The sequence below is a fragment of the Arthrobacter sp. K5 genome (assembly GCF_040448525.1).
GTDB lineage: Bacteria > Actinomycetota > Actinomycetes > Actinomycetales > Micrococcaceae > Arthrobacter > Arthrobacter globiformis.
This window is the reverse complement of record NZ_CP159279.1, coordinates 741,056-760,174: the sequence shown is the minus strand read 5'-3', so window position 1 is coordinate 760,174 and position 19,119 is coordinate 741,056. Positions and strand designations below refer to the sequence as shown.

18 protein-coding genes are annotated in these 19,119 nt (G+C 65.7%); 13 read left to right on the top strand and 5 right to left on the bottom strand.

Going from position 1 to position 19,119, the window contains the following annotated elements; translation table 11 throughout:
• The first annotated feature begins 2 nt into the window (after window positions 1–2).
• Together egtC and egtD are read left to right on the top strand one after the other, a co-directional pair.
• The gene (gene egtC, locus ABRP34_RS03290) at window positions 3–767 is read left to right on the top strand and encodes an ergothioneine biosynthesis protein EgtC (RefSeq protein WP_003802194.1); all 765 of its coding nucleotides are present in this window, start codon (window positions 3–5) and stop codon (window positions 765–767) included.
• The gene (gene egtD / locus ABRP34_RS03285; protein WP_353712249.1) at window positions 764–1,750 is read left to right on the top strand and encodes an L-histidine N(alpha)-methyltransferase; all 987 of its coding nucleotides are present in this window, start codon (window positions 764–766) and stop codon (window positions 1,748–1,750) included. Before egtC ends, egtD begins: the two co-directional genes overlap by 4 nt.
• Window positions 1,751–1,785: 35 nt before the next feature.
• On the opposite strand, the gene ABRP34_RS03280 is transcribed toward egtD, so the two are convergent.
• The gene (locus ABRP34_RS03280; protein ID WP_353712248.1) at window positions 1,786–2,967 is read right to left on the bottom strand and encodes an aminotransferase class V-fold PLP-dependent enzyme; all 1,182 of its coding nucleotides are present in this window, start codon (window positions 2,965–2,967) and stop codon (window positions 1,786–1,788) included.
• 46 nt (window positions 2,968–3,013) lie between these two features.
• Between ABRP34_RS03280 and ABRP34_RS03275 the strand changes: the two genes are divergently transcribed.
• From ABRP34_RS03275 to ABRP34_RS03245, 7 genes are all read left to right on the top strand, one after another.
• A complete protein-coding gene (locus ABRP34_RS03275) occupies window positions 3,014–3,634 on the top strand; it encodes an alpha/beta hydrolase (protein ID WP_353712247.1) in 621 nt (206 codons plus the stop codon).
• Window positions 3,635–3,660: 26 nt separating this feature from the next.
• Window positions 3,661–3,831, top strand: a complete 171-nt coding sequence (locus ABRP34_RS03270) for a hypothetical protein (RefSeq protein ID WP_353712246.1) — start codon at window positions 3,661–3,663, stop codon at window positions 3,829–3,831.
• A gap of 343 nt (window positions 3,832–4,174) precedes the next feature.
• Entirely contained in the window at window positions 4,175–4,567 is a 393-nt protein-coding gene (locus ABRP34_RS03265; protein WP_353712245.1) for a hypothetical protein, read from the top strand.
• Window positions 4,568–4,927: 360 nt separating this feature from the next.
• Window positions 4,928–6,052, top strand: coding sequence for a tyrosine-type recombinase/integrase (locus tag ABRP34_RS03260; RefSeq protein WP_353712244.1), 1,125 nt, complete (start codon window positions 4,928–4,930; stop codon window positions 6,050–6,052).
• Window positions 6,045–6,395, top strand: coding sequence for a helix-turn-helix transcriptional regulator (locus ABRP34_RS03255; protein ID WP_353710747.1), 351 nt, complete (start codon window positions 6,045–6,047; stop codon window positions 6,393–6,395). The genes ABRP34_RS03260 and ABRP34_RS03255 overlap by 8 nt, the downstream gene beginning before the upstream one ends.
• Window positions 6,396–6,685: 290 nt before the next feature.
• Entirely contained in the window at window positions 6,686–7,864 is a 1,179-nt protein-coding gene (locus ABRP34_RS03250; protein WP_353712243.1) for a Fis family transcriptional regulator, read from the top strand.
• A gap of 572 nt (window positions 7,865–8,436) precedes the next feature.
• Window positions 8,437–9,669, top strand: a complete 1,233-nt coding sequence (locus ABRP34_RS03245; protein WP_353712242.1) for an amidohydrolase family protein — start codon at window positions 8,437–8,439, stop codon at window positions 9,667–9,669.
• A gap of 16 nt (window positions 9,670–9,685) precedes the next feature.
• On the opposite strand, the gene ABRP34_RS03240 is transcribed toward ABRP34_RS03245, so the two are convergent.
• From ABRP34_RS03240 to ABRP34_RS03230, 3 genes are all read right to left on the bottom strand, one after another.
• Window positions 9,686–12,076 (bottom strand): excinuclease ABC subunit UvrA, encoded by a 2,391-nt coding sequence (locus tag ABRP34_RS03240; RefSeq protein ID WP_353712241.1) that lies wholly within the window; start codon window positions 12,074–12,076, stop codon window positions 9,686–9,688.
• Window positions 12,077–12,246: 170 nt separating this feature from the next.
• Window positions 12,247–12,657: a VOC family protein gene (locus ABRP34_RS03235; protein ID WP_353712240.1), complete on the bottom strand. Its 411-nt coding sequence runs from the start codon at window positions 12,655–12,657 to the stop codon at window positions 12,247–12,249.
• A 9-nt stretch (window positions 12,658–12,666) separates the two neighbouring features.
• Entirely contained in the window at window positions 12,667–13,110 is a 444-nt protein-coding gene (locus ABRP34_RS03230) for a helix-turn-helix transcriptional regulator (protein WP_353712239.1), read from the bottom strand.
• A gap of 91 nt (window positions 13,111–13,201) precedes the next feature.
• Between ABRP34_RS03230 and ABRP34_RS03225 the strand changes: the two genes are divergently transcribed.
• The 4 genes from ABRP34_RS03225 (at window position 13,202) to ABRP34_RS03210 (ending at window position 16,994) form a co-directional block, all read left to right on the top strand.
• The gene (locus ABRP34_RS03225) at window positions 13,202–14,383 is read left to right on the top strand and encodes a type III polyketide synthase (protein ID WP_353712238.1); all 1,182 of its coding nucleotides are present in this window, start codon (window positions 13,202–13,204) and stop codon (window positions 14,381–14,383) included.
• Between the two features lie 68 nt (window positions 14,384–14,451).
• Window positions 14,452–15,105 (top strand): class I SAM-dependent methyltransferase, encoded by a 654-nt coding sequence (locus ABRP34_RS03220; protein WP_353713297.1) that lies wholly within the window; start codon window positions 14,452–14,454, stop codon window positions 15,103–15,105.
• Complete coding sequence (locus ABRP34_RS03215; protein WP_353712237.1) at window positions 15,102–16,235, top strand: NAD(P)/FAD-dependent oxidoreductase; 1,134 nt, start codon at window positions 15,102–15,104, stop codon at window positions 16,233–16,235. The genes ABRP34_RS03220 and ABRP34_RS03215 overlap by 4 nt, the downstream gene beginning before the upstream one ends.
• An 81-nt stretch (window positions 16,236–16,316) precedes the next feature.
• Complete coding sequence (locus ABRP34_RS03210; RefSeq protein WP_353712236.1) at window positions 16,317–16,994, top strand: peptide deformylase; 678 nt, start codon at window positions 16,317–16,319, stop codon at window positions 16,992–16,994.
• A gap of 25 nt (window positions 16,995–17,019) precedes the next feature.
• Here the strand turns inward: ABRP34_RS03210 and ABRP34_RS03205 are convergent, their stop codons facing one another.
• A complete protein-coding gene (locus ABRP34_RS03205; protein WP_353712235.1) occupies window positions 17,020–19,095 on the bottom strand; it encodes a S9 family peptidase in 2,076 nt (691 codons plus the stop codon).
• Window positions 19,096–19,119: the final 24 nt, after the last annotated feature.

The following is a 19,119-nucleotide window of genomic DNA, read 5'->3' as shown; positions in this document are numbered from 1 at the left end:
CCATGTGCCGTCATTTCGCCTATATCGGGAAGCCGATGCCGCTGGCCGAGCTGCTGTTCGCCCCCGACCATGGGCTTTTGGAGCAGTCGTGGGCGCCCCGCCGCCAGCGGTACGGGACAATCAATGCCGACGGATTCGGTGTCGGCTGGTACGCCCCGGACGATCCTGTGCCCGCCCGCTACCGCCGTGCCATCCCGATCTGGGCGGACAGATCCTTCGCCGACGTTGCCCGGGTTACGTCCAGCGGGGCCGTGCTGGCAGCCGTCAGATCAGCAACACCGGGGATGACGCCTGAGGAGTCAGCCGCCGCGCCGTATGCCCATGGCCCCTGGCTCTTCAGCCACAACGGCCGCGTGGAAGGCTGGCCGCATGCGGTGGAAGAACTGGCCGCTTCACTCCCGCCGGCGCGACTGCTGGCCCTTGAGGCGCAGGTCGATTCTGCGCTGCTCTGGGCCCTCGTTCTGGAGCGGCTGGACGCCGGCGACGCCGCCGGGGAGGCGCTGATGCACGTGGTGAACGCTGTCTCAGCCGTCGCTGGAGGCAGATTCAACTTTCTGCTCACAGACGGCATGGCCATCGCGGCCACAGCCGCCGGCGACAGCCTCTTTTGGCGCAACGGCACCGGGGGCGTCGTCGTCGCCAGCGAACCATGCGACGATGGCCCGGACTGGCACCAGGTGCCTGACCGTTCCCTCCTGACCGCCACCGCAGGCAGCGTCGAAGTACGTCCCATTCCGGCACTCACGAAGGAGCACGCAGCCCCATGAGCCTCTCCGCCGACCGCACCGACATCATCCATCACCTTCCGCCGGACCATCTGGAGCGCAGCCTGCGCGCAGACGTGCGCGCGGGTCTCAGCTCGTCACCCAAAACGCTGCCGCCCAAATGGTTCTATGACAAACTCGGCAGCGCCCTGTTCGAACGCATCACGAACCTGCCCGAGTACTACCCGACGCGCGCCGAACGTGAAGTGCTGGAACTCTTCGCCCCAGAGATGGCGGCCGCGAGCCCGGCAGAAACATTGATTGAACTCGGATCCGGATCGTCCAGGAAGACCCCGCTGCTGCTGGATGCCTTGAGGGAGGCGGGATCGCTCCGCCGTTACGTCGCCGTGGACGTCAGCGATAGCGCGCTGCTGGATGCACGCAATGAACTGGCTCCGGCGTTCCCCGATCTTCGGCTGGAGGCAGTGGCAGCGGACTTCGAAACCCAGCTGCACCTTCTCCCTCGAACGGGGCGCCGCATGGTGGCTTTCCTGGGCGGCACCATCGGCAATTTTGAGCCGCAGGCCAGGGCCCGCTTTCTCACGGGTATCCGCGAGCTGCTCGACGGCGACGGCGGTTCGCTGCTGCTTGGCACGGACTTGGTGAAGTCACCCCACATCCTTGTCCCGGCCTATGCCGACGCCGAGGGGGTCACCGCGGATTTCAACCGGAACGTGCTCCGTGTCCTCAACTCCCAGTTGGGCGCCGATTTCGAGGTCATGGCCTTTGACCACGTCGCGCTGTGGATGCCCGACGAAGAGTGGATCGAAATGCGGCTGCGTGCCAGGAAACCGATGCTCGTGCGCCTGCCCGGAGTGGGGATGGACGTCCGGTTCCACGAAGGTGAGGAACTGCGCACGGAGATTTCCGCGAAATTCCGGATCGAGGGCATAGCGGGCGAGCTGGAATCAGCCGGATTCTCCATTGCAGGGCAATGGACCGACAGTCAGAACCGCTATGCGATGACGCTCGCGGAGGCGCTTTAGCCGGGCAGCTGCGGCAAACCGGGGGAGCGCAACGCTCACCTGAGTAGATGCACGAGCCGCTGAATCTCGGCCTCGGTGTTGTAATAGTGCACCGAGGCCCGCACCACCGTGGGCGCTGCACATGGTTTGCCGGCGAGGACAGCGTTGACCTCACTAGAGGGCAGGGGAGCCACGGAGACGTTGATCCGGTGATCCGCCAGCTTGGCCCTGACGGTCCCCGCGTCGGTTCCCCGCACCGAAAACGTCACGATGCCGCTCCGGGTCATCCCGCCGTCGTGGACGGTTACCGCCGGAAGCGCAGACAAGGCGTTTCGCAGGAGCTCCGCGAGCCTGGCCACTCGCTCCTGCACGGCGTCCAGGCCAAGGGCCAGGGCATAATCGACGGCGCGGCCCAGACCCAGCCTTCCGGCGACATTGGTCTCCCAGCTTTCAAAACGGCGCGCATCGCCGCGGATTTCGAGTCCGTTGGCGCCTGACGGAACGGCTGAATGCCCGTCCAGCATGACCGGCTCCAGCTGCTCCAGAACCGAGGCACGCACATACAGGAACGCGGTGCCGCGGGGACCGCGCAGGAACTTCCGCCCGGTCCCCGCCAGCACGTCGCAGCCCAGCGACTCCACGTCCAGGGGCATCTGGCCCACTGACTGGCATGCGTCGAGGACAAACAACACACCGGCGGCCCGGCAGAGCCGTCCCACCTGCGTGGCCGGATTGACCAGTCCGTTTGCCATGGGCACGTGTGTCAGGGCGACCATTGCAACGTTTCCGCGCTCGAGCTCCCTCTGGAGGTGCTCGACGTCGACCTGCCCATGGGGGTCGTCGCGGACAACCACAATCTGCAGGCCATGTCGACGCGCAAGCTGCCGCAGGGCGATGACGTTGCCGGAATACTCCGTACGGCCAATCAGCAGCCGTGCCCCGGGCTCAACGGGCAAGCTGTACACCGCCGCGCCCCACGCCCGGCTGCCGCTCTCGGCCAGGGCGATCTCGTTTGCCTGTGCCCCGATGAGCCGCGCCACCGAGGAGTACACGTCGTCCAGCCGGTCAGCAGCCTCCTCGGCAGCTTCATAGCCGCCAATTTCCTCCTCCCGGCGCACGTGGCCCACCACGGTCTCCGCCACCGGGCGGGACATGAGCGAGCTTCCCGCATTGTTCAGATGGGTCACGTTCCGGACACCGCGGGTCTCTCGGCGCACCGCTTGCACATCAATGGACATGAACCTCATCCTGTCACTAACCAAGGGCCTAAATTAGGCTGACGCTGTGGAGTACAAAGCCCGCGGCATACCAGTACATTACGTGGAGCACGGCGACGGGGCGCCGCTCCTGGTACTACACGGTGCGGGTGTGGATCACCGCGAAATGGTCGGTGCCATGGAGCCGATATTTAGCGGAGTGGTTGATTGCTGGCGTCTTTACCCTGACCTTCCCGGCATGGGGCGCACGCCGGCGGGCACCCTGGACAGTGCCGACGACGTTCTCGACCTGCTGCTCGCGTTTGTAGATGGTGTGATCGGTGACGGGAAGTTTCGGCTCATTGGCCATTCCGCCGGTGCGTACTATGCCCGGGCCGTCGCCGGCAGGCGCCCGGAGCAGGTGACAGGGCTGGCGCTGATTTGTCCGCTGGGGGAGAACGTTCGGAATCTTCCGGCGCACCAGGTCTTGCACTCCTCGGTGGATCCGCGCGAGACGCTCGGTCCGGCTGAGGAGAGCGTGTTCCGTGACTACTTCGTCGTGCAGACCCAGTCCATGCTGGAGCGATACACGCAGTACATCGTCCCTGCCCTCGGCCTGGTCGACGAAAAAGGACTCGAGCGGATCGGCCAACACTGGCTGTTCAGCAGCAGCCCCGAAGCTGGCCCACCGTACTCCAGCCCGTCCTGATCGTCACCGGACGCCAGGATTCGACAGTGGGGTACGCCGGCCAGTGGGACCTGCTCGAGCACTATCCACGGGCAACCTTCGCTGTGCTCGACCGCGCCGGTCATGCGCTGCCGCACGAGCAGCCCGGCCTCATCAAGGCCCTGATCACCGAGTGGCTTGACCGCGTGCGCGAGCATCGCGCCAGCACTGGCCTGTAAGTTCCCCGCGTAAGGGAACCCGCCCCCGGACGCCTGTCCCCGAGCGTGGCGCGGCGGGGGAGCGTTGTCTATAAAACCTATCGATTCGGATCTTTTGCTCGATCACTTCTGGGCCAGTCGGGGAAGCTTCCCGCGTTAATTTCTGGGATTCCTGGGTCGATTTGCTGGACTGGCCGCCGCAAGGATGAACGTCCCGACGAGCTCTAAAAAACTAAATAAGGCTGGACTGGGTGTTTAAATCGGCGTAGCTTTGCTTATGAAACAAGTGAACGTGACTTGCATCGCAAGATGCCGCGGACGAGGGGATTCCGACCAACACCTACTGGAGCACCAAGGGGCACTGATGACAGCAACGATGAATGACCTGATCGACGATCCGTTCGCGGATCTTCCGGCGCGGCGGACCTGCCCGGCCGAGGATTTCGCTGCTCCGGTTCTGACCGTCACCGTCAACGACCAGGCGGTGCTTGCGATCGCTCGCCGCCTGCATGATGGGGCGTGCCTGCGCGGGAGTGGCTGCGGACTCCGCGACTTCCACGCGATGGACAATTACGAGACGGATGTCCGGGTCATGCTGGCCGCAATGGTGCAGGCCGGCGCCTACGGCGACAGTCCGGAAATCAGCCCCTGCCGCAGCGTAACTGAGCGCCGATGGTTCCGCGGCAAGTGGTCGTGCGCTGCATGCGGCGGCGGCATCCGCTTTGGCGGCGGCACCGGCTGGGTCCACGCCCGCTGACCTGATGCGCGGTGGGAATGGGGCCCGCTGTTCTTTGTCTGCGCATCGCAGGCGCTCCGCAGCAGTAATGAGGCTTGAGCTCGAAGACGCCGCGTCACCTAAAGGGGGAGGGTTTATCGCCCGTCGGCTGGAGCTACCGCGACTTTACTTTACATAATGCTGATTATCGGCGTTAAAACCACGGGAGTAGAAGTAGCTGCGAGTACTCCCGTGCTTGGAGGAAGCGGGGTGTTTCCGCAGGTCAGGCAGGCTTTCCGACGGACCTAACCGTTCTGTCGACACGGCTGAATTTGCCCGCGGATCCCTTGCCGCTATAGGTTTCCTGCATCTAATGCATGTTTCCATGGTTTAGGGGTTGCAATGAGCGGTGCCATTCCGGGTTTCGTCCCGCGGATGCTGGTCGATCCGGACATTGGGCTGTTCCGGGCTGATGAACGGGTTTTTACTGCCATGCTCGATGGCTGGCGGGCGCAGATGTTGGCGCGCGGCCTCACGACCGAGACCATCAAGAAGCGTTGCCAGTTGCTGGAGCGTTTTCAGGGCTTCACGGGTGAATTTCCGTGGCAATGGGGCCCGGCCGACATCGAAGACTTCCTGGGCGATCTGCGTTCTGGCGAGAAGCCGATCAGCCTGAAGACCTTGCGTTCGTACAGCAACGCTGTGGCGATGTTCTGCTCCTACCTGACCCATCCGGGCTATGGGTGGGGCGAGTTCTGCGAACGGACTTTCGGTGATATTCCAAGCCAGATCTGCTTCGAGTGGAACATGCCACGGCACACCACCGATGATGCCGTCCCGGCGAAGAAGCGCTCGTTCACCAAGGCGGAGCTGCAGCGGTTATTCGACTACATCGATGACCTCGTCGACCGGGAATACGCCGCCGGCAGTAAGCGCTGGCTGCCCCTGTTCCGTGACTCGGTGGCGTTCAAGGTCTGTTATGCCTACGGGCTTCGCCGGCGTGAAATGACCATGCTGGACCTGGAGGACTTCGGCCCGAACCCTCACGTCAGCGACTACGGCCGGTTCGGGGCAGTCCAGGTTCGGTTTGCCAAGGGCACCGCGGGCTCAGGACCCAGACGGCGCACCGTGTTGACCGTGCCGGAGTTCGACTGGGTCGTGGACCAGCTCAAGACATGGACATCCGGTGGATTGCGGCAGCAGTTCCCGACCGCAGAAAGGTCCTCGGCGCTTTGGCCGAGTGAGCGTGGCGCCCGGATGTCCCTGGGCTCGTTCGGGGATGCGTTCGCCGCTGCACGGGATGCCGCCGGCCTGCCCCAAGAGCTGGGCCTGCATTGCCTCAGGCATTCCTACGTGACCCACCTGATCGAAGCCGGTTACGACGCGGCCTTCGTGCAGACTCAGGTTGGCCACTCCTACGCCTCGACCACCGGGCTCTACACCTCGGTATCGTCGGACTTCAAGCAGAAAACCGTGCAGCAGATGATTGCACGCCGCATCGCCAACTTGGAGGACCCAGATGCCTGAACAGCGCCGGATTGGCTACCGCTGGAACCTGCGAGCCCTGATGGCAAAACAGAACCTGTGGAAGACCACCGAATTGATGCCGCTCCTGAAATCCCGTGGCATCAATCTCTCCGAGAGTCAGGTTTACAGGCTGGTCACCTCCACGCCGGAGCGCATTCCGGCCAGGACATTCGCCGCGCTCTGCGACATCCTGGACTGCACACCCAACGACTTGTTCGAACCATTCGTGGAAATGCGCGCCGCAGCGACAGCCAACGCCCCCAAGCGCAGCGAAGACCTCGGCATCCAACCAGGCAACCCGGTCGCACGACGCGTCCGACTCGTTGCTCCCGAAGACGGGTGAGTAGGCCACGCAAAGCAGAGGACCCCATCCGCTGGCCGGTCCCCTGCGGCCGCTGCGGCCAGCACCACCAAACCGTCGCTCGATGGCCCGATGGCGGAGTCTGCGGCTACTGCTACCAGCAAGCCAAACGCACTCGTGGCACCTGCGCCTGCGGCCACGAAGGCGTCCTGCCCGGAATTATCGATGACCAACCTGCCTGCCGTCGATGCTCAGGCATCCGACTCAACGTCGACTGCGAGAGCTGCGGAGCAGAAGACGAACTCCACAGCGGCGGCCGTTGCTGGAGCTGTGTGTTGGCCACCGTTGTTGATGACCTGCTCACGGACCCGTCGCGGGGAGTCATGGCGCCCGAATTGATTCCGCTTGCTGCAGCATTGAAGTCGATGAAACGCGCCAACAGCGGCATCACCTGGATCCAGCAAAAGCACGTCACCGCTTTCCTTCGAAACCTCGCCGTCACGCCAGAAATCACGCATGAAAGCTTCGATGGATTGCCCGACTCGCGGACCCGCGAATACGTCCGCGGCCTCCTCACCGAACACGGGGTGCTGCCCCGCCGCGATGAACTCCGCACGCGTTACGAGAACTGGTCAGCACAGGCCTTAGACCGGGTCAGCAACCCTGAGGACCGTGACATCATCCGCCGCTACATCCGCTGGCATCACCTACGCCGGATGAACCAGATGGACGAAGTCACCCGCGGCACTTTCCTGCGTGCCAAGCAGCAAGTGACAGTCGCCATCGATCTGCTCAACTGGCTCACCGGCCACGGCACCAGCCTTGCCGGGCTGACCCAGGCTCGTCTCGACCTATGGCAGGCAGAAGGACCTACCACCAGGCGGATTGCTGAACATTTTCTGAAATGGGCCATCAAGGCCAAGGCCGCTCCTGCAGGACTGGCTATCATCCCGCATCGTCGTGGAACGAGCCCCAAACTCGACAAGTCAGGACAGGATGAAGCACTCAACCGCGTGTTCCAGGCCGGTGGACAAATTGAAGGACGAGATCAGGCCGCCGCGATCCTCGTTCTTGTCTTCGGGCAACAGGCCGAAAACATAGCGCGCCTAACCTGGGATGACGTGACCGTCACCGAAGAACTGGTCACCATCCAGCTGGGAACGATCCAGATCGCACTGCCTGAGCCCTTAGATGCGCCCTGGCGGGAACTCGCCGCAAACCCCGGCCACAACCTAACCGCCTCGCACCCGAACACCAACTGGGTATTCCGCGGAACCTCACCCGGCCGGCACATCCACCCAGGACACCTCACAACACGCCTCAGCAAGCTATTCAGCACCCGAGCCGCGCGACTCGGAACTCTCCACGAGCTCACCAAACTTGCACCCGTGGCCATCATCGCCGACACCCTCGGCTACTCCCCTACAACCATCGAACGCCACGCTACCGACTCAGCAGCCGCCTACGCCCAGTACATCTCAGCCGTGCGCGGCGCTGTTACAAGCAGATGAGACTGATCAGTTCAGAGACACTCCGCTAATCGGACCAACCCACTGCAGAGCGACACCTACTCCCGGCCCACGAATACCCGTGCATGCCAGTTCGTAGGGAGGTGCAGAAGTGGGTGCGAAACATCCCGTACGGACGGCCCGCATGGCTTACAGATCAGGTTCATCTCCGTACAGTTTGGATCATTTGAGCCACTGTCTGCGGCCATGAAATGCTTGCCGGCACTGAGTCGCTGATTAGAGATTCGAACCATGTGGCGTTTTAGAACCTTTGTCTTCGGACGATCACATCGTCGCGCAGGATCCGTGTCGGCACACCGCCTGATCCGGCCAGCTTCGGGACTGCCGTCAATCTCCCTTGCACCCCAACAGCCGGCGGATATCGGCGGAGAAACCGCCAGGAAGCCGCCATCACCGGCTAGCTTGACATAATGTCAGACTCTCCCGGCGACCGGGGCCGCTGCATGCTGGAAGATCGTCGTCGTCGCCCTGATAACGTTCACGGCGAGCTTCGTCGCCGCGGCGGCAGCCATCGCGCAGGTTGCCATGAACTTCTAGCACGAAAGGAAGGAACCATGCTTATCACCAATGTCCGTCCATGGGGCGGGAACGCCGTGGACATCGAGGTCCGTGACGGCCGGATTGCTGCACTGCACCCCGCCGGGACCGCCGCCGTCAATGCCGGGACCGCCCGTGGTGCAGTGGACGGGCGCCACCGGATCGCCATCCCTGCCTTCACCGACGTCCACGTCCACCTCGATTCGACCCGGGTCGGGCTGCCGTTCCGGGAGCACACCGGCGGTCCCGGGGTATGGAACATGATGTGCAACGACCGGGAGAACTGGCGCGACACCCCCATCCCCTACCCGGAGGTGGTGGCGGGAACGCTGGAACGGATGATTGCGCGGGGCACCACGCGTGTCCGCTCCTACGCCCAGGTCGACGTGGACTGCAGACTGGAGCGCTTCGAGGCGGTCTTGGCTGCCAAGGAACGCTTCGCCCGCGCCGCAACCGTGGAGATCATGGCATTTCCCCAGGCCGGACTGCTGCTTGAGGACGGGACCGTCCCACTCCTTGAGGATGCCCTCAGGGCAGGCGCCACGACCATCGGCGGCATAGATCCCTGTCAGCTGGACCGGAATCCGGTGCGCCATCTGGACATCGTTTTCGGCCTGGCCGAAAAGTACGGGGTCGACGTCGACATCCACCTGCACGAGCCTGGCCACCTCGGCGTTTTCAGCGCGGAGCTCATCTTTGAACGAACCCGGGCACTGGGCATGCAGGGGCGCGTCTCGCTCTCCCACGCCTACGACCTGGCCAACGTCCACCCCGACGTGACCGCGCGGCTCCTGGAGCAGATGGCTGAACTGGACATCGCCTGGGCGACCGTGGCCCCGGCGAGCGGCGGCACCCAGTTCGACCTGGCCCGGATGACCGACGCCGGGATCCGGGTTGGGCTGGGCGAGGACGGCCAGCGGGACTACTGGAGCCCGTACGGCAACTGCGACATGCTCGACCGCGCCTGGCAGTTGGCGTTCACCCATCGGCTCCGCAAAGACCGGCTGATCGAGCACTGCGCGGCGATCGCCACCGTTGGGGGTGCCTCCATCATGGACCGTGCAGTCCGCCGCCTCACGAGCCCCGACGACCGGCCGGGCCTGGCTGTTGGCGACGAGGCGGACATCGTCCTTGTCGACGGAGAAACCGTCACGAGCACCGTCATGGACCGCGGAGCAGACCGCACCGTCATCCACGATGGCCGCGTCGTGGCCGATGGGCTGTCCGTTCTGCCGGATCCGGCGGCATAACCTACATGCGAGTCCGTCAGTTGGCGCCCACGTAGGCTGCGAGGTGCTCGCCGGTCAGCGTTGAACGGCCGGCAACGAGGTCTGCCGGTGATCCTTCGAAGACGATATTGCCGCCGTCGTGCCCCGCGCCGGGCCCGAGGTCGATGATCCAGTCGGCGTGCGCCATGACCGCCTGGTGGTGCTCGATGACGATCACCGACTTGCCCGAGTCGACGAGCCGGTCGAGCAGGGCCAGCAGGTTTTGGACGTCGGCCAGATGCAGTCCGGTGGTCGGTTCGTCGAGGATGTAGACGTCACCCTTTTCTGCCATCTGCGCGGCCAGCTTGAGCCGCTGCCGCTCGCCGCCTGACAGCGTTGTGAGCGGCTGGCCGAGGGTGAGATAACCAAGCCCGACGTCGGCCAGCCGGTCCAGGATCTTGTGGGCGGCCGGTGTGCGGGCATCGCCGTCCTCGAAGAACTCCTCGGCCTCCGCCACAGACATCGCCAGCACCTCGGCGATGTTCCGACCCCCGAGCGTGAACTCCAGAACCGCTGCCTGGAACCGCTTGCCGTCGCACTCCTCGCACGTGGTCTCGACCGTGGCCATGACACCCAGGTCCGTGTAGATGACGCCGGCGCCGTTGCACGTGGGGCAGGCACCCTCCGAATTGGAGCTGAACAACGCGGGCTTCACGCCGTTGGCTTTGGCAAACGCCTTGCGGATCGGCTCCAGGAGCCCGGTGTACGTGGCCGGGTTGCTGCGCCGGGAACCGCGGATGCCGGCCTGGTCGATCACCACCACGCCGTCCCGCTTGGCGACCGAGCCGTGGATCAGCGAGCTCTTGCCGGAACCGGCAACGCCGGTAAGGACGCACAGCACGCCGAGCGGGATGTCGACGTCGACGTTCTTGAGGTTGTTAGTCGACGCGGCGCGGATCTCCAGCGCGCCGGAAGCGGAGCGCACCGATTCCTTGAGCTGCGCCCGGTCATCGAGGTGCCGGCCGGTGATGGTGTCACTCCCCCGCAGCCCCTCGACCGTGCCTTCGAAGCAGACGGTGCCGCCCCCGGTGCCGGCGCCCGGGCCGAGGTCGACGATGTGGTCGGCGATAGCGATGCTCTCCGGCTTGTGCTCCACGACGAGCACCGTGTTGCCCTTGTCCCGCAGCTGGAGCAGCAGGGAGTTCATCCGCTCAATGTCGTGCGGGTGCAGGCCGATCGTGGGCTCGTCGAAGACGTAGGTGACGTCAGTGAGCGACGAACCGAGGTGGCGGATCATCTTGGTGCGCTGTGCCTCTCCCCCGGACAGTGTCCCCGATGGCCGGTCCAGCGAGAGGTAGCCCAGTCCGATTTCCGCGAACGAGTCCAAAAGGTGCTGCAGCCCGGCGAGCAGCGGGGCCACGGACGGCTCGTCGAGGTCCCGGACCCAGTCGGCCAGGTCGGTGATCTGCATGGTGCAGACGTCGGCGATGTTCTTGCCCTTGATCTTCGAGGACAGCGCTTCCTGGCTGAGCCGGGTGCCGCCGCAATCGGGACAGGTCGTGAAGGTGATGGCCCGCTCCACGAAGGCGCGGACGTGCGGCTGCAGCGCATCCACATCCTTGGACAGCATCGACTTCTGGATCTTGGGGATAATGCCCTCGTAGGTCAGGTTGATGCCCTCGACCTTGATCTTCGTCGGCTCCTTGTAGAGCAGGTCGTGGATTTCCTTCTTGGTGAACTTGTTGATCGGCTTGTCCATGTTGAAGCCGGCCCCGCTGAAAATGCGGCCGTACCAGCCATCCATGCTGTAGCCCGGAATGGTCAGGGCACCGCCGCTGAGTGACTTGCTGTCGTCATACAGCGCCGTAAGGTCGAAGTCGCTGACGTTGCCCATGCCTTCGCAGCGGGGGCACATGCCGCCGAGCCGGTTGAACGTCGCCTTCTCCGCCTTGGTCTTGTTGCCGCGCTCGACGGTGATTGCGCCGCTGGCCTTCACCGTCGGGATGTTGAAGGAGTAGGCATTGGGCGAGCCGATGTGGGGCTGGCCCAGCCTGCTGAAGAGGATCCGCAGCATCGCGTTGGCATCGGTTGCGGTGCCTACGGTGGAGCGCGGGTTGGCCCCCATCCGCTCCTGGTCGACGATGATGGCCGTCGTCAGCCCCTCCAGCACATCCACCTCAGGCCGCGACAGTGTGGGCATGAACCCCTGCACGAAGGCGCTGTACGTCTCATTGATCATCCGCTGCGACTCCGCGGCGATAGTGCCGAACACCAGGGAGCTCTTGCCTGAGCCGGAGACACCGGTAAACACCGTCAGGCGGCGCTTGGGGATCTCGACGCTGACATCCTTGAGGTTGTTCACGCGCGCGCCCTGCACCCGGATCAGGTCATGGCCATCGGCGGTGTGCAGTCCGGATGACTGCGTGTCCGTCCTCGTGGTTATGGTCATCGTGTCTCCCTCTGTCAGGCGGATAGCCGGTTGGGTCCGGCTTCGCACGCCACGTCTGATTCTTGTTCGTTGTCGCGGTTGCGGCAACAGTAACTCCGCACGGCAACCGGCGGACGCAACAGCTGCGCCCGCCGGTCGTGATCGGAAGTCCGGTCGTGATCGGAAGTGTCTTACAGGACTTCGTTGATGCGGATCAGGTTCCCCGCAGGGTCGCGGAATGCACAGTCGCGGACACCGTATGCCTGCTGGGTGGGCTCCTGCACCACCTCGGCGCCGCTGGCCTGCACCTTTTCGAAGGTGCCGTCCAGGTCCGGGGTGGCCAGCACGAGGCGGGCGTAGGTCCCCTTGGCCATCATTTCGGTGATGGTGCGGCGTTCGTCCTTGGTGATGCCCGGGTCGGCTGCCGGCGGTTCCAGGACCACAGAGGTGCCGGGCTGGTCCGCAGGACCAACCGTGAGCCAGCGCATCCCGCCGTACCCCACATCGTTGCGGAGCTCGAATCCGAGGGTGTCGCGATAGAAGGCCAGGGAGGCGTCGGCGTCGTTATGCGGAAGGAAAGTCCAGTGAATGGTGAGGTTCATGCCGCCAGTCTAGGTGCGGCCGGACGGGACCGCTTCTCGATTCCTGACCGGTCTGCTTACCTGTTTCACCACGCATGGCGCCATGCCCTCCGTCTCCCCCGCCGCCTGTGTCCGGTACACGCTGGGCGGCATGCCGACCAGCTCGGTGAAGCGGCTGCTGAACGTCCCCAGCGACGAACAGCCGACGGCGAAACACACCTCCGTGACGCTGAGGTCGCCGCGCCGCAGCAGTGCCATCGCCCGCTCGATGCGCCGCGTCATGAGGTAGGCGTACGGGGGCTCGCCGTAGGCTTCCCGGAACTGCCGGCTGAGGTGACCGGCTGACATGTTCACGCCGCGCGCAAGCGCCTCGACGTCCAGCGGCTGGGCGTACTCCCTGTCGATGCGGTCACGGACGCGGCGCAGCCGCGCCAGATCGTCCAGGCGCTGTTCTGCGGCGGGTCTGGTGGTCACATTCGTGATCGTGCTACCTCCCGCCTGAGTTGTCCAGTTGCCGCCAGGCCAATCCATTGTCTTAACCTGCGCTCTCGCTAAGAATGAACCAATGACGGTCTATGTGAGAGCTCTCGAAACCGCAGTTCCGCCGACTTTGCTCATCCAGCACGAGGCCCGTGACGTCTTCGCGGCGCAGCCCGGGCTGACCCGGCTTGGCTCCCGGCTTGTGTCCACGTGCTTTGATTCCGCCGCCATCGACACCCGGTACACGGCGGTCCGCGAACTGACCCTGGACTCCGCCGCCGAAGACCCCCAGTTTTTCGATCCGCAGACCCGCGTGCTGCGGAGCCCCAGCACCAAGGCACGCAACAACCTCTTCGCCGAGGAAGCCACGAAGCTTTTCATCGAGGCGGCGGACGCGGCCGTTTCCAAGTGCGACGGCATTGACCCGCCGGACATCACCCACCTCATCACAGTCTCCTGCACCGGCTTTTTCAACCCCGGGCCGGATTACAAGATCGTCCGCGCCCTGGGCCTCAACCCGGCTGTGCAGCGGTACCACCTCGGCTTCATGGGCTGCTACGCGGCCTTCCCGGCGCTCCGGGCGGCCAAGTCCTTTTGTGAGGCGGACCCGGCGGCGATTGTGCTGGTCGTGTGCGCCGAGCTGTGCTCCCTGCACGTCCGGACCTCCAACGATCCGGACACGATCATGGGATCTGCGCTGTTTGCGGACGGCGCGGCGGCAGCCGTGGTGACGGCGCGTGAGGACCTTGAATCCCGGCCGCTGCTCCAGTTGGACCATTTCGAGACGGTCCTGACCCCGGTGGGTGAGGACTCTATGGCCTGGAATATCGGCGATGAAGGCTTTGAGATGGTGCTCGGCAACTACGTGCCGCACATCATCGATAGCCACATCGTTGGCGCGCTCGAGCCGCTGCTGGCACGCGACCCCTCGCTGCGGGAACTCGCCTACCGTGACATCGCCCACTGGGCCATCCACCCGGGCGGCCGCAGCATCCTGGACAAGGTGCAGTCCCGGCTGGATCTCACCGATGAGCAGTTGCATCCGGCCCGCGAAACGCTGCGGAATTACGGCAACATGAGCAGCGCGACGGTGCTCTTCGTCCTCAAGCACATTCTGGATCTCCCGTCGCGGGAGGGGGACGAACGCATCTGCTCCATGGCGTTCGGCCCCGGGCTGACGGTGGAAACCGGCCTGTTCACCAAGGTGAAGCAGCCGGCCGACGGGCTTCATGCGGCGTCCGGCGAGGCCGAGCCGTCCCTGGCCTGACGGCCGTGAGGATCCCGGGAACGGGCCCAGGCGTCCTTGGCCTGCGGGACACGGACGCCGTCGAGGACATGGACCGGCCGGACTGCGATCCGGACCGGCTGCGGCGCACCTACCAACAGTTCGCGCTGGTCAACCGCGTGGTCTCCGGCTGGCACCGGCTGTACCGCACCAGAGTGCGCCCGCAGGTGGCCGGCATGGGCGCCGCAACGGTGCTGGACGTTGGCTGCGGCGGCGGCGACCTGGCCGTGATGCTCGCCCGCTGGGCGTCGAAGGACGGGATCCAGCTCCACGTGACGGGGATTGACCCGGATGAAAGGGCCTTCCGTTTCGCCGCCGGCCGCAGGCCCATCCCCGGTGTGGAGTTCCGGCAGGCGAGCAGCGGCGATCTGCTCGCCGAGGGCAAGTCCTACGACGTCGTCATCTCCAACCACGTGCTGCACCATCTGGCTGCGAAGGAATTGCAGCAGTTCCTGGATGATTCCGCCGGGCTGGCCCGCCGCCTGGCCCTGCACAACGATCTGACCCGGAGCGCGGCTGCCTATGCGCTGTTCAGTGCTGGTGCCCTCCCGCTCACCGGCTCCTATATCCGCGGGGACGGGCTGACCTCGATCAGGCGCAGCTACACCGTCCCCGAGCTGGCCGCCGTGCTCCCTGCCGGCTGGACGGTGGAGCCGCACTCCCCCTTCCACTGCCTGCTCACCTACTGGCGGCGCCCGGCATGACCGACGTGCTGATCGCGGGCGGCGGTCCAGTTGGACTCTTTCTCGGTTCGCTGCTCCTGCAGCACGGGGTTACGGTGCGGGTCCTCGAAAGGCGGACCGGCCGCAACGCCCACACCCGGGCCATCGGCATCCATCCGCCGGCGCTCGCGGCCCTCGAGCGCATCGGCGTCGCCCAGGAGCTGATCGGCCGCGGCGTCCCCATCCGCCAGGGCTTCGCTGTGAGTAACGGCCGGAAGATCGCCTGCATGCCGTTCGCCCCGGTCTCCGACCGGTACCCGTTCGTCCTCGCCGTGCCCCAGCCCGTGACGGAAGAGGTCCTGGAGCGTCGGCTCAGGGAGCTGGACGGCGGCGCGCTTGTCCGTGACGCCCGGGTTACGGGAATGCACGACGACGGCAGCCGGGTGACGCTGAGCGTCACCATTGCCGGGGCCGCCTCCGGCCACTCCGCCGCTTTCGCGGTGGGCGCCGACGGCGCCTACTCGACGGTGCGGACACTTTTGGGGGTGGCGGCGCCGGAGAAACTGTATCCGGACCATTACCTGATGGGTGACTTCCCCGAATCGAGCCCCTTCGGCAGCGATGCCGCGCTGTTCCTGGAAAGCGACGGCATTGTTGAGTCGTTCCCGCTGCCCGGCGGAGTCCGCCGCTGGGTTGTCCGGCTGGGGAGTCCGCCGGCCCGTCCTGATGCGGAGCAGCTGGCCGGACTCGTTGCCCGCAGAACCTGCTTGGCGCTGGACCCCGGCGCGAATACCATGCTCAGCAGCTTCAGCGTCCGTTCGCGGCTGGCTGCGCGCATGGTTTCCGGCCGGACGGCGCTCGTCGGAGACGCGGCGCACGAGATCAGCCCCATTGGCGGCCAGGGCATGAACCTTGGCTGGCTGGATGCCGAAGCGCTGCTGCCGGCGATCTTCGCCGTCGTGCGCGGGGGGCCGTCCGCTGAAGCGCTGCGGCGTTTCGATGCCGGACGACGCCGGGCCGCAGCCGCCGCGGCACGCCAGGCCGAGGTGAACATGGCGATGGGCAGGCCGCTTCCGGCCCGCCTGCTGCGGCCCCGGAACGCGGCGATCGCCGGAGTGGCGGCCATACCGGCCTTCAACGCGTTGGTGGCCCGGCGCTTCACGATGCAATAGCGCGTTCATGATGCAAATAGCGCGACGCTGCCCGGTGTGAGAGGGCACCGCGCTGCGCTAACCCGGCGCTAGGCTGTCCCCATGACCCACGCATCTCCGCCCACGACCTATAGCCCGGCCCGGATCAGGGAAACCGTGCAGGAACTGCTGGCCTCGGAGGCCCTGCCGCCCATCGTGCAGGCCGGGCATCCGGTCCTCAGGCAGCACGCGGCTCCGTTCGAGGGCCAGCTGGAGCCCGAGGAACTCAGCCAGCTGATCGTCCTCATGAGGAAAGTCATGCATGCCGCACCCGGCGTCGGCCTGGCAGCTCCGCAGCTGGGCATTCCGCTGCAGCTGGCCGTCCTCGAAGACCAGTTCGAGATCGACGAGGTCACGGCCGCGGCCCGGGACAGGGCGCCGCTGGAGTTCTTCGCGATGCTGAATCCGTCCTACTCCCGCCTGGGCAACGGCACCGCAGCCTTCTTCGAAGGCTGCCTCTCGCTGTCCGGACTGCAGGCCGTGGTTGAGCGTCCCGACAGCGTGCGGCTGGAGTACCTCACGCCCGTCGGCGGGAATGTCACCAAGGACTTCAGCGGCTGGCAGGCGCGGATCGTGCAGCACGAGACCGACCACCTCCACGGCACGCTCTACATCGACCGGGCCGAGCTCCGCTCACTCAGCACGAACAGCGAGTACGCCACGCGCTGGGCCGGGCCGGGCATCGCCACGGCCAGCCGGGAGCTTGGCTTCCCGGCCGGCGCGAATCAGGACACGGATTAGCCGGCACTGGATTAGACGGCACGGATTAGACGGTCGCCGCGCGGTTGTTGTCCGTCGGCAGGTACTTCGCCCACCAGGCCAGGATTTGTTCGAACCGCTGCCGCCGGTGGTGTGGCGTCCCCGAGCGTGACAGCTCGTGGTCCTCGCCCGGGAAAACGAGGAACGCCGAGTCGACGCCCTGCTGCTTGAGGGCAGTGAAATAGCGCTGGCCCTGTTCCACCGGGCAGCGGAGGTCATCTTCACTGTGGATCACCAGTGTGGGCGTCCTGACGGCGGCGACCGTTGCCATGGGACTCTGAGCGGCCACCTGCTCGGCCGCCGAGCCGATGTATTCACCGCCGAAGAACCAGCCGATGTCCGACGAGCCCGTGAAGCTCACGGGATCCAGGAATCCCCGCTCCACGATGGCGGCCTGGAACCGGTGGTCCTGGCTGATGGTCCACGCCGTGAGGTACCCGCCATAGGAACCGCCCATGATGCCCAGGGCGCCGGCGTCCAGGGAGGAGGAGAACTTCTCGAGGCTGCCGTCCAGGAACGCGAGCACGTCCTGCATGTCCACCGTGCCCATCCGCTCTTTGATGGACCGGCCGTGGGCCTGGCCGTAACCGGCGGAGCCGCGCGGATTGCACATCAAAACGGCATATCCGGCCGCGGCATAGACCTGTGCTTCATCGAAGAACGCGGTGGTGTACTGCGAGAACGGTCCGCCGTGGATGTTCAGCAGCACCGGGTGCGGGCCCTTCCCCGGCGGCAGGACCAGCCAGCCGTGGACCGGGTAGCCGTCCGGGGCGGGGAACGAAAGTTCTTGCGGTTCGATGATGCCTGCTTCGGTCCGCAGTGCGGCCGAGAAATCGCTGAGCAGGCGGAGCTGACCGTCCTCGAGGACCCCCACATCACCCGCCGTGGCGGCGTCGCTGTAGCTGATGAAGACCGTCCCCGCACCGTCCCCGGCCCCGGCGACCACCCGGTCACCGTGCACGAGGAGGGCGTGGTTCCCCGTGGCGCTGAACTCGAGCAGCTCAACCGTTCCCTGGGCATTGTTCAGCACCAGCGCGCTGTCGTTGCCGCGCAGGCCAATGGTGGCACCGGGCGCTCCGACGTCCATGTTCTCCGCGTCGCTCAGGGCAACGGTGTCGCCGCCGGCGGCCGGCATGACGTGGAGGACCGTGTTCTTGGCAACGAAGTCCTGGCGGGTGCCGCCCAGATCCTGGGACGTGAAGAACAGCCAGCGTCCGTCTGCCGACTCCCTGACGTCGGAGACGGTCTGGGCGCCCAGGTTGGGGGCCGGCACCAAAGCCGGCGTGCCGCCGTCGGACGCCACGCGGTAGATCCCGGATACCAGGTCCTGGTCGGCATCCTCGTGCAGTGCTGCCACGAAGTAAACGGCACTGCCGTCACTGCTGAAGGTGGGGCAGGTGTGGTCGGTTGCCGACGTCGTAAGCTGGCGTGCCTTTGGGAACCCGCCGGATTCCTCGCTGGATTCCGCCGCACCTTCACTGCCGCCGTCGCTCTTGCCCTTCCCGCCCTCGCTCCGCTTGGCAGCGCGCCCCACTGGCTTGACCCAGGGTTCCCCGCCCAGTTCCGGCACGTCGAGCATGAACAGCTGCAGCGGCTTGTCCCGCGTGTAGCCCACGCCGTTCATCCTGTACTTGTAATCCGTGATGAGCCGGGCGTCCTCCGCACCGGACCCCACGCCGTCGAGCGATCCGTAGCGGCCCTCTTCCGGTTCCCTCGAGCCGAAAACGATCCGGGTGGAATCCGGGGACCAGCCGAAGGAAGTGACGCCCATCTTCCTGTCGGTCAGGGCCTGCGGTTCCCCGCCCGCGGCCTCCACGACGTGAAGCTGGGGCTTGCCGTCCGGGGCGGCGCGGAGGAAAGCCAGCACCCGGCCGTCCGGCGAAAACGCCGGCGCCGTGTCGCGGAAGCCCCGGGTCACGCGGCGGGGCAGCTTTTCCGGGTCCCGGGGCACGCTCCACAACTGCCCAACATAGGAGTCGGCATCAAAGTCCGGACGGACAACGGAGACAACGGCCCTGGTGCCGTCGGGGTGGACGGCGGGGGCGGAGACGGAGTTGAGCAGCGGCAAATGTTCAGGCTTCACCCACGTGAGCCTAGCGGGTCGGGC

What these genes read in the sequence shown, in the direction of transcription:
- egtC (WP_003802194.1), top strand. Translation starts at nt 3, where the DNA reads ATGTGCCGTCATTTCGCCTATATCGGGAAGCCGATGCCGCTGGCCGAG.
- egtD (WP_353712249.1), top strand. Translation starts at nt 764, where the DNA reads ATGAGCCTCTCCGCCGACCGCACCGACATCATCCATCACCTTCCGCCG.
- ABRP34_RS03280 (WP_353712248.1), bottom strand. Translation starts at nt 2,967, where the DNA reads ATGTCCATTGATGTGCAAGCGGTGCGCCGAGAGACCCGCGGTGTCCGG.
- ABRP34_RS03265 (WP_353712245.1), top strand. Translation starts at nt 4,175, where the DNA reads ATGACAGCAACGATGAATGACCTGATCGACGATCCGTTCGCGGATCTT.
- ABRP34_RS03260 (WP_353712244.1), top strand. Translation starts at nt 4,928, where the DNA reads ATGAGCGGTGCCATTCCGGGTTTCGTCCCGCGGATGCTGGTCGATCCG.
- ABRP34_RS03255 (WP_353710747.1), top strand. Translation starts at nt 6,045, where the DNA reads ATGCCTGAACAGCGCCGGATTGGCTACCGCTGGAACCTGCGAGCCCTG.
- ABRP34_RS03245 (WP_353712242.1), top strand. Translation starts at nt 8,437, where the DNA reads ATGCTTATCACCAATGTCCGTCCATGGGGCGGGAACGCCGTGGACATC.
- ABRP34_RS03240 (WP_353712241.1), bottom strand. Translation starts at nt 12,076, where the DNA reads ATGACCATAACCACGAGGACGGACACGCAGTCATCCGGACTGCACACC.
- ABRP34_RS03235 (WP_353712240.1), bottom strand. Translation starts at nt 12,657, where the DNA reads ATGAACCTCACCATTCACTGGACTTTCCTTCCGCATAACGACGCCGAC.
- ABRP34_RS03225 (WP_353712238.1), top strand. Translation starts at nt 13,202, where the DNA reads ATGACGGTCTATGTGAGAGCTCTCGAAACCGCAGTTCCGCCGACTTTG.
- ABRP34_RS03220 (WP_353713297.1), top strand. Translation starts at nt 14,452, where the DNA reads ATGGACCGGCCGGACTGCGATCCGGACCGGCTGCGGCGCACCTACCAA.
- ABRP34_RS03215 (WP_353712237.1), top strand. Translation starts at nt 15,102, where the DNA reads ATGACCGACGTGCTGATCGCGGGCGGCGGTCCAGTTGGACTCTTTCTC.
- ABRP34_RS03210 (WP_353712236.1), top strand. Translation starts at nt 16,317, where the DNA reads ATGACCCACGCATCTCCGCCCACGACCTATAGCCCGGCCCGGATCAGG.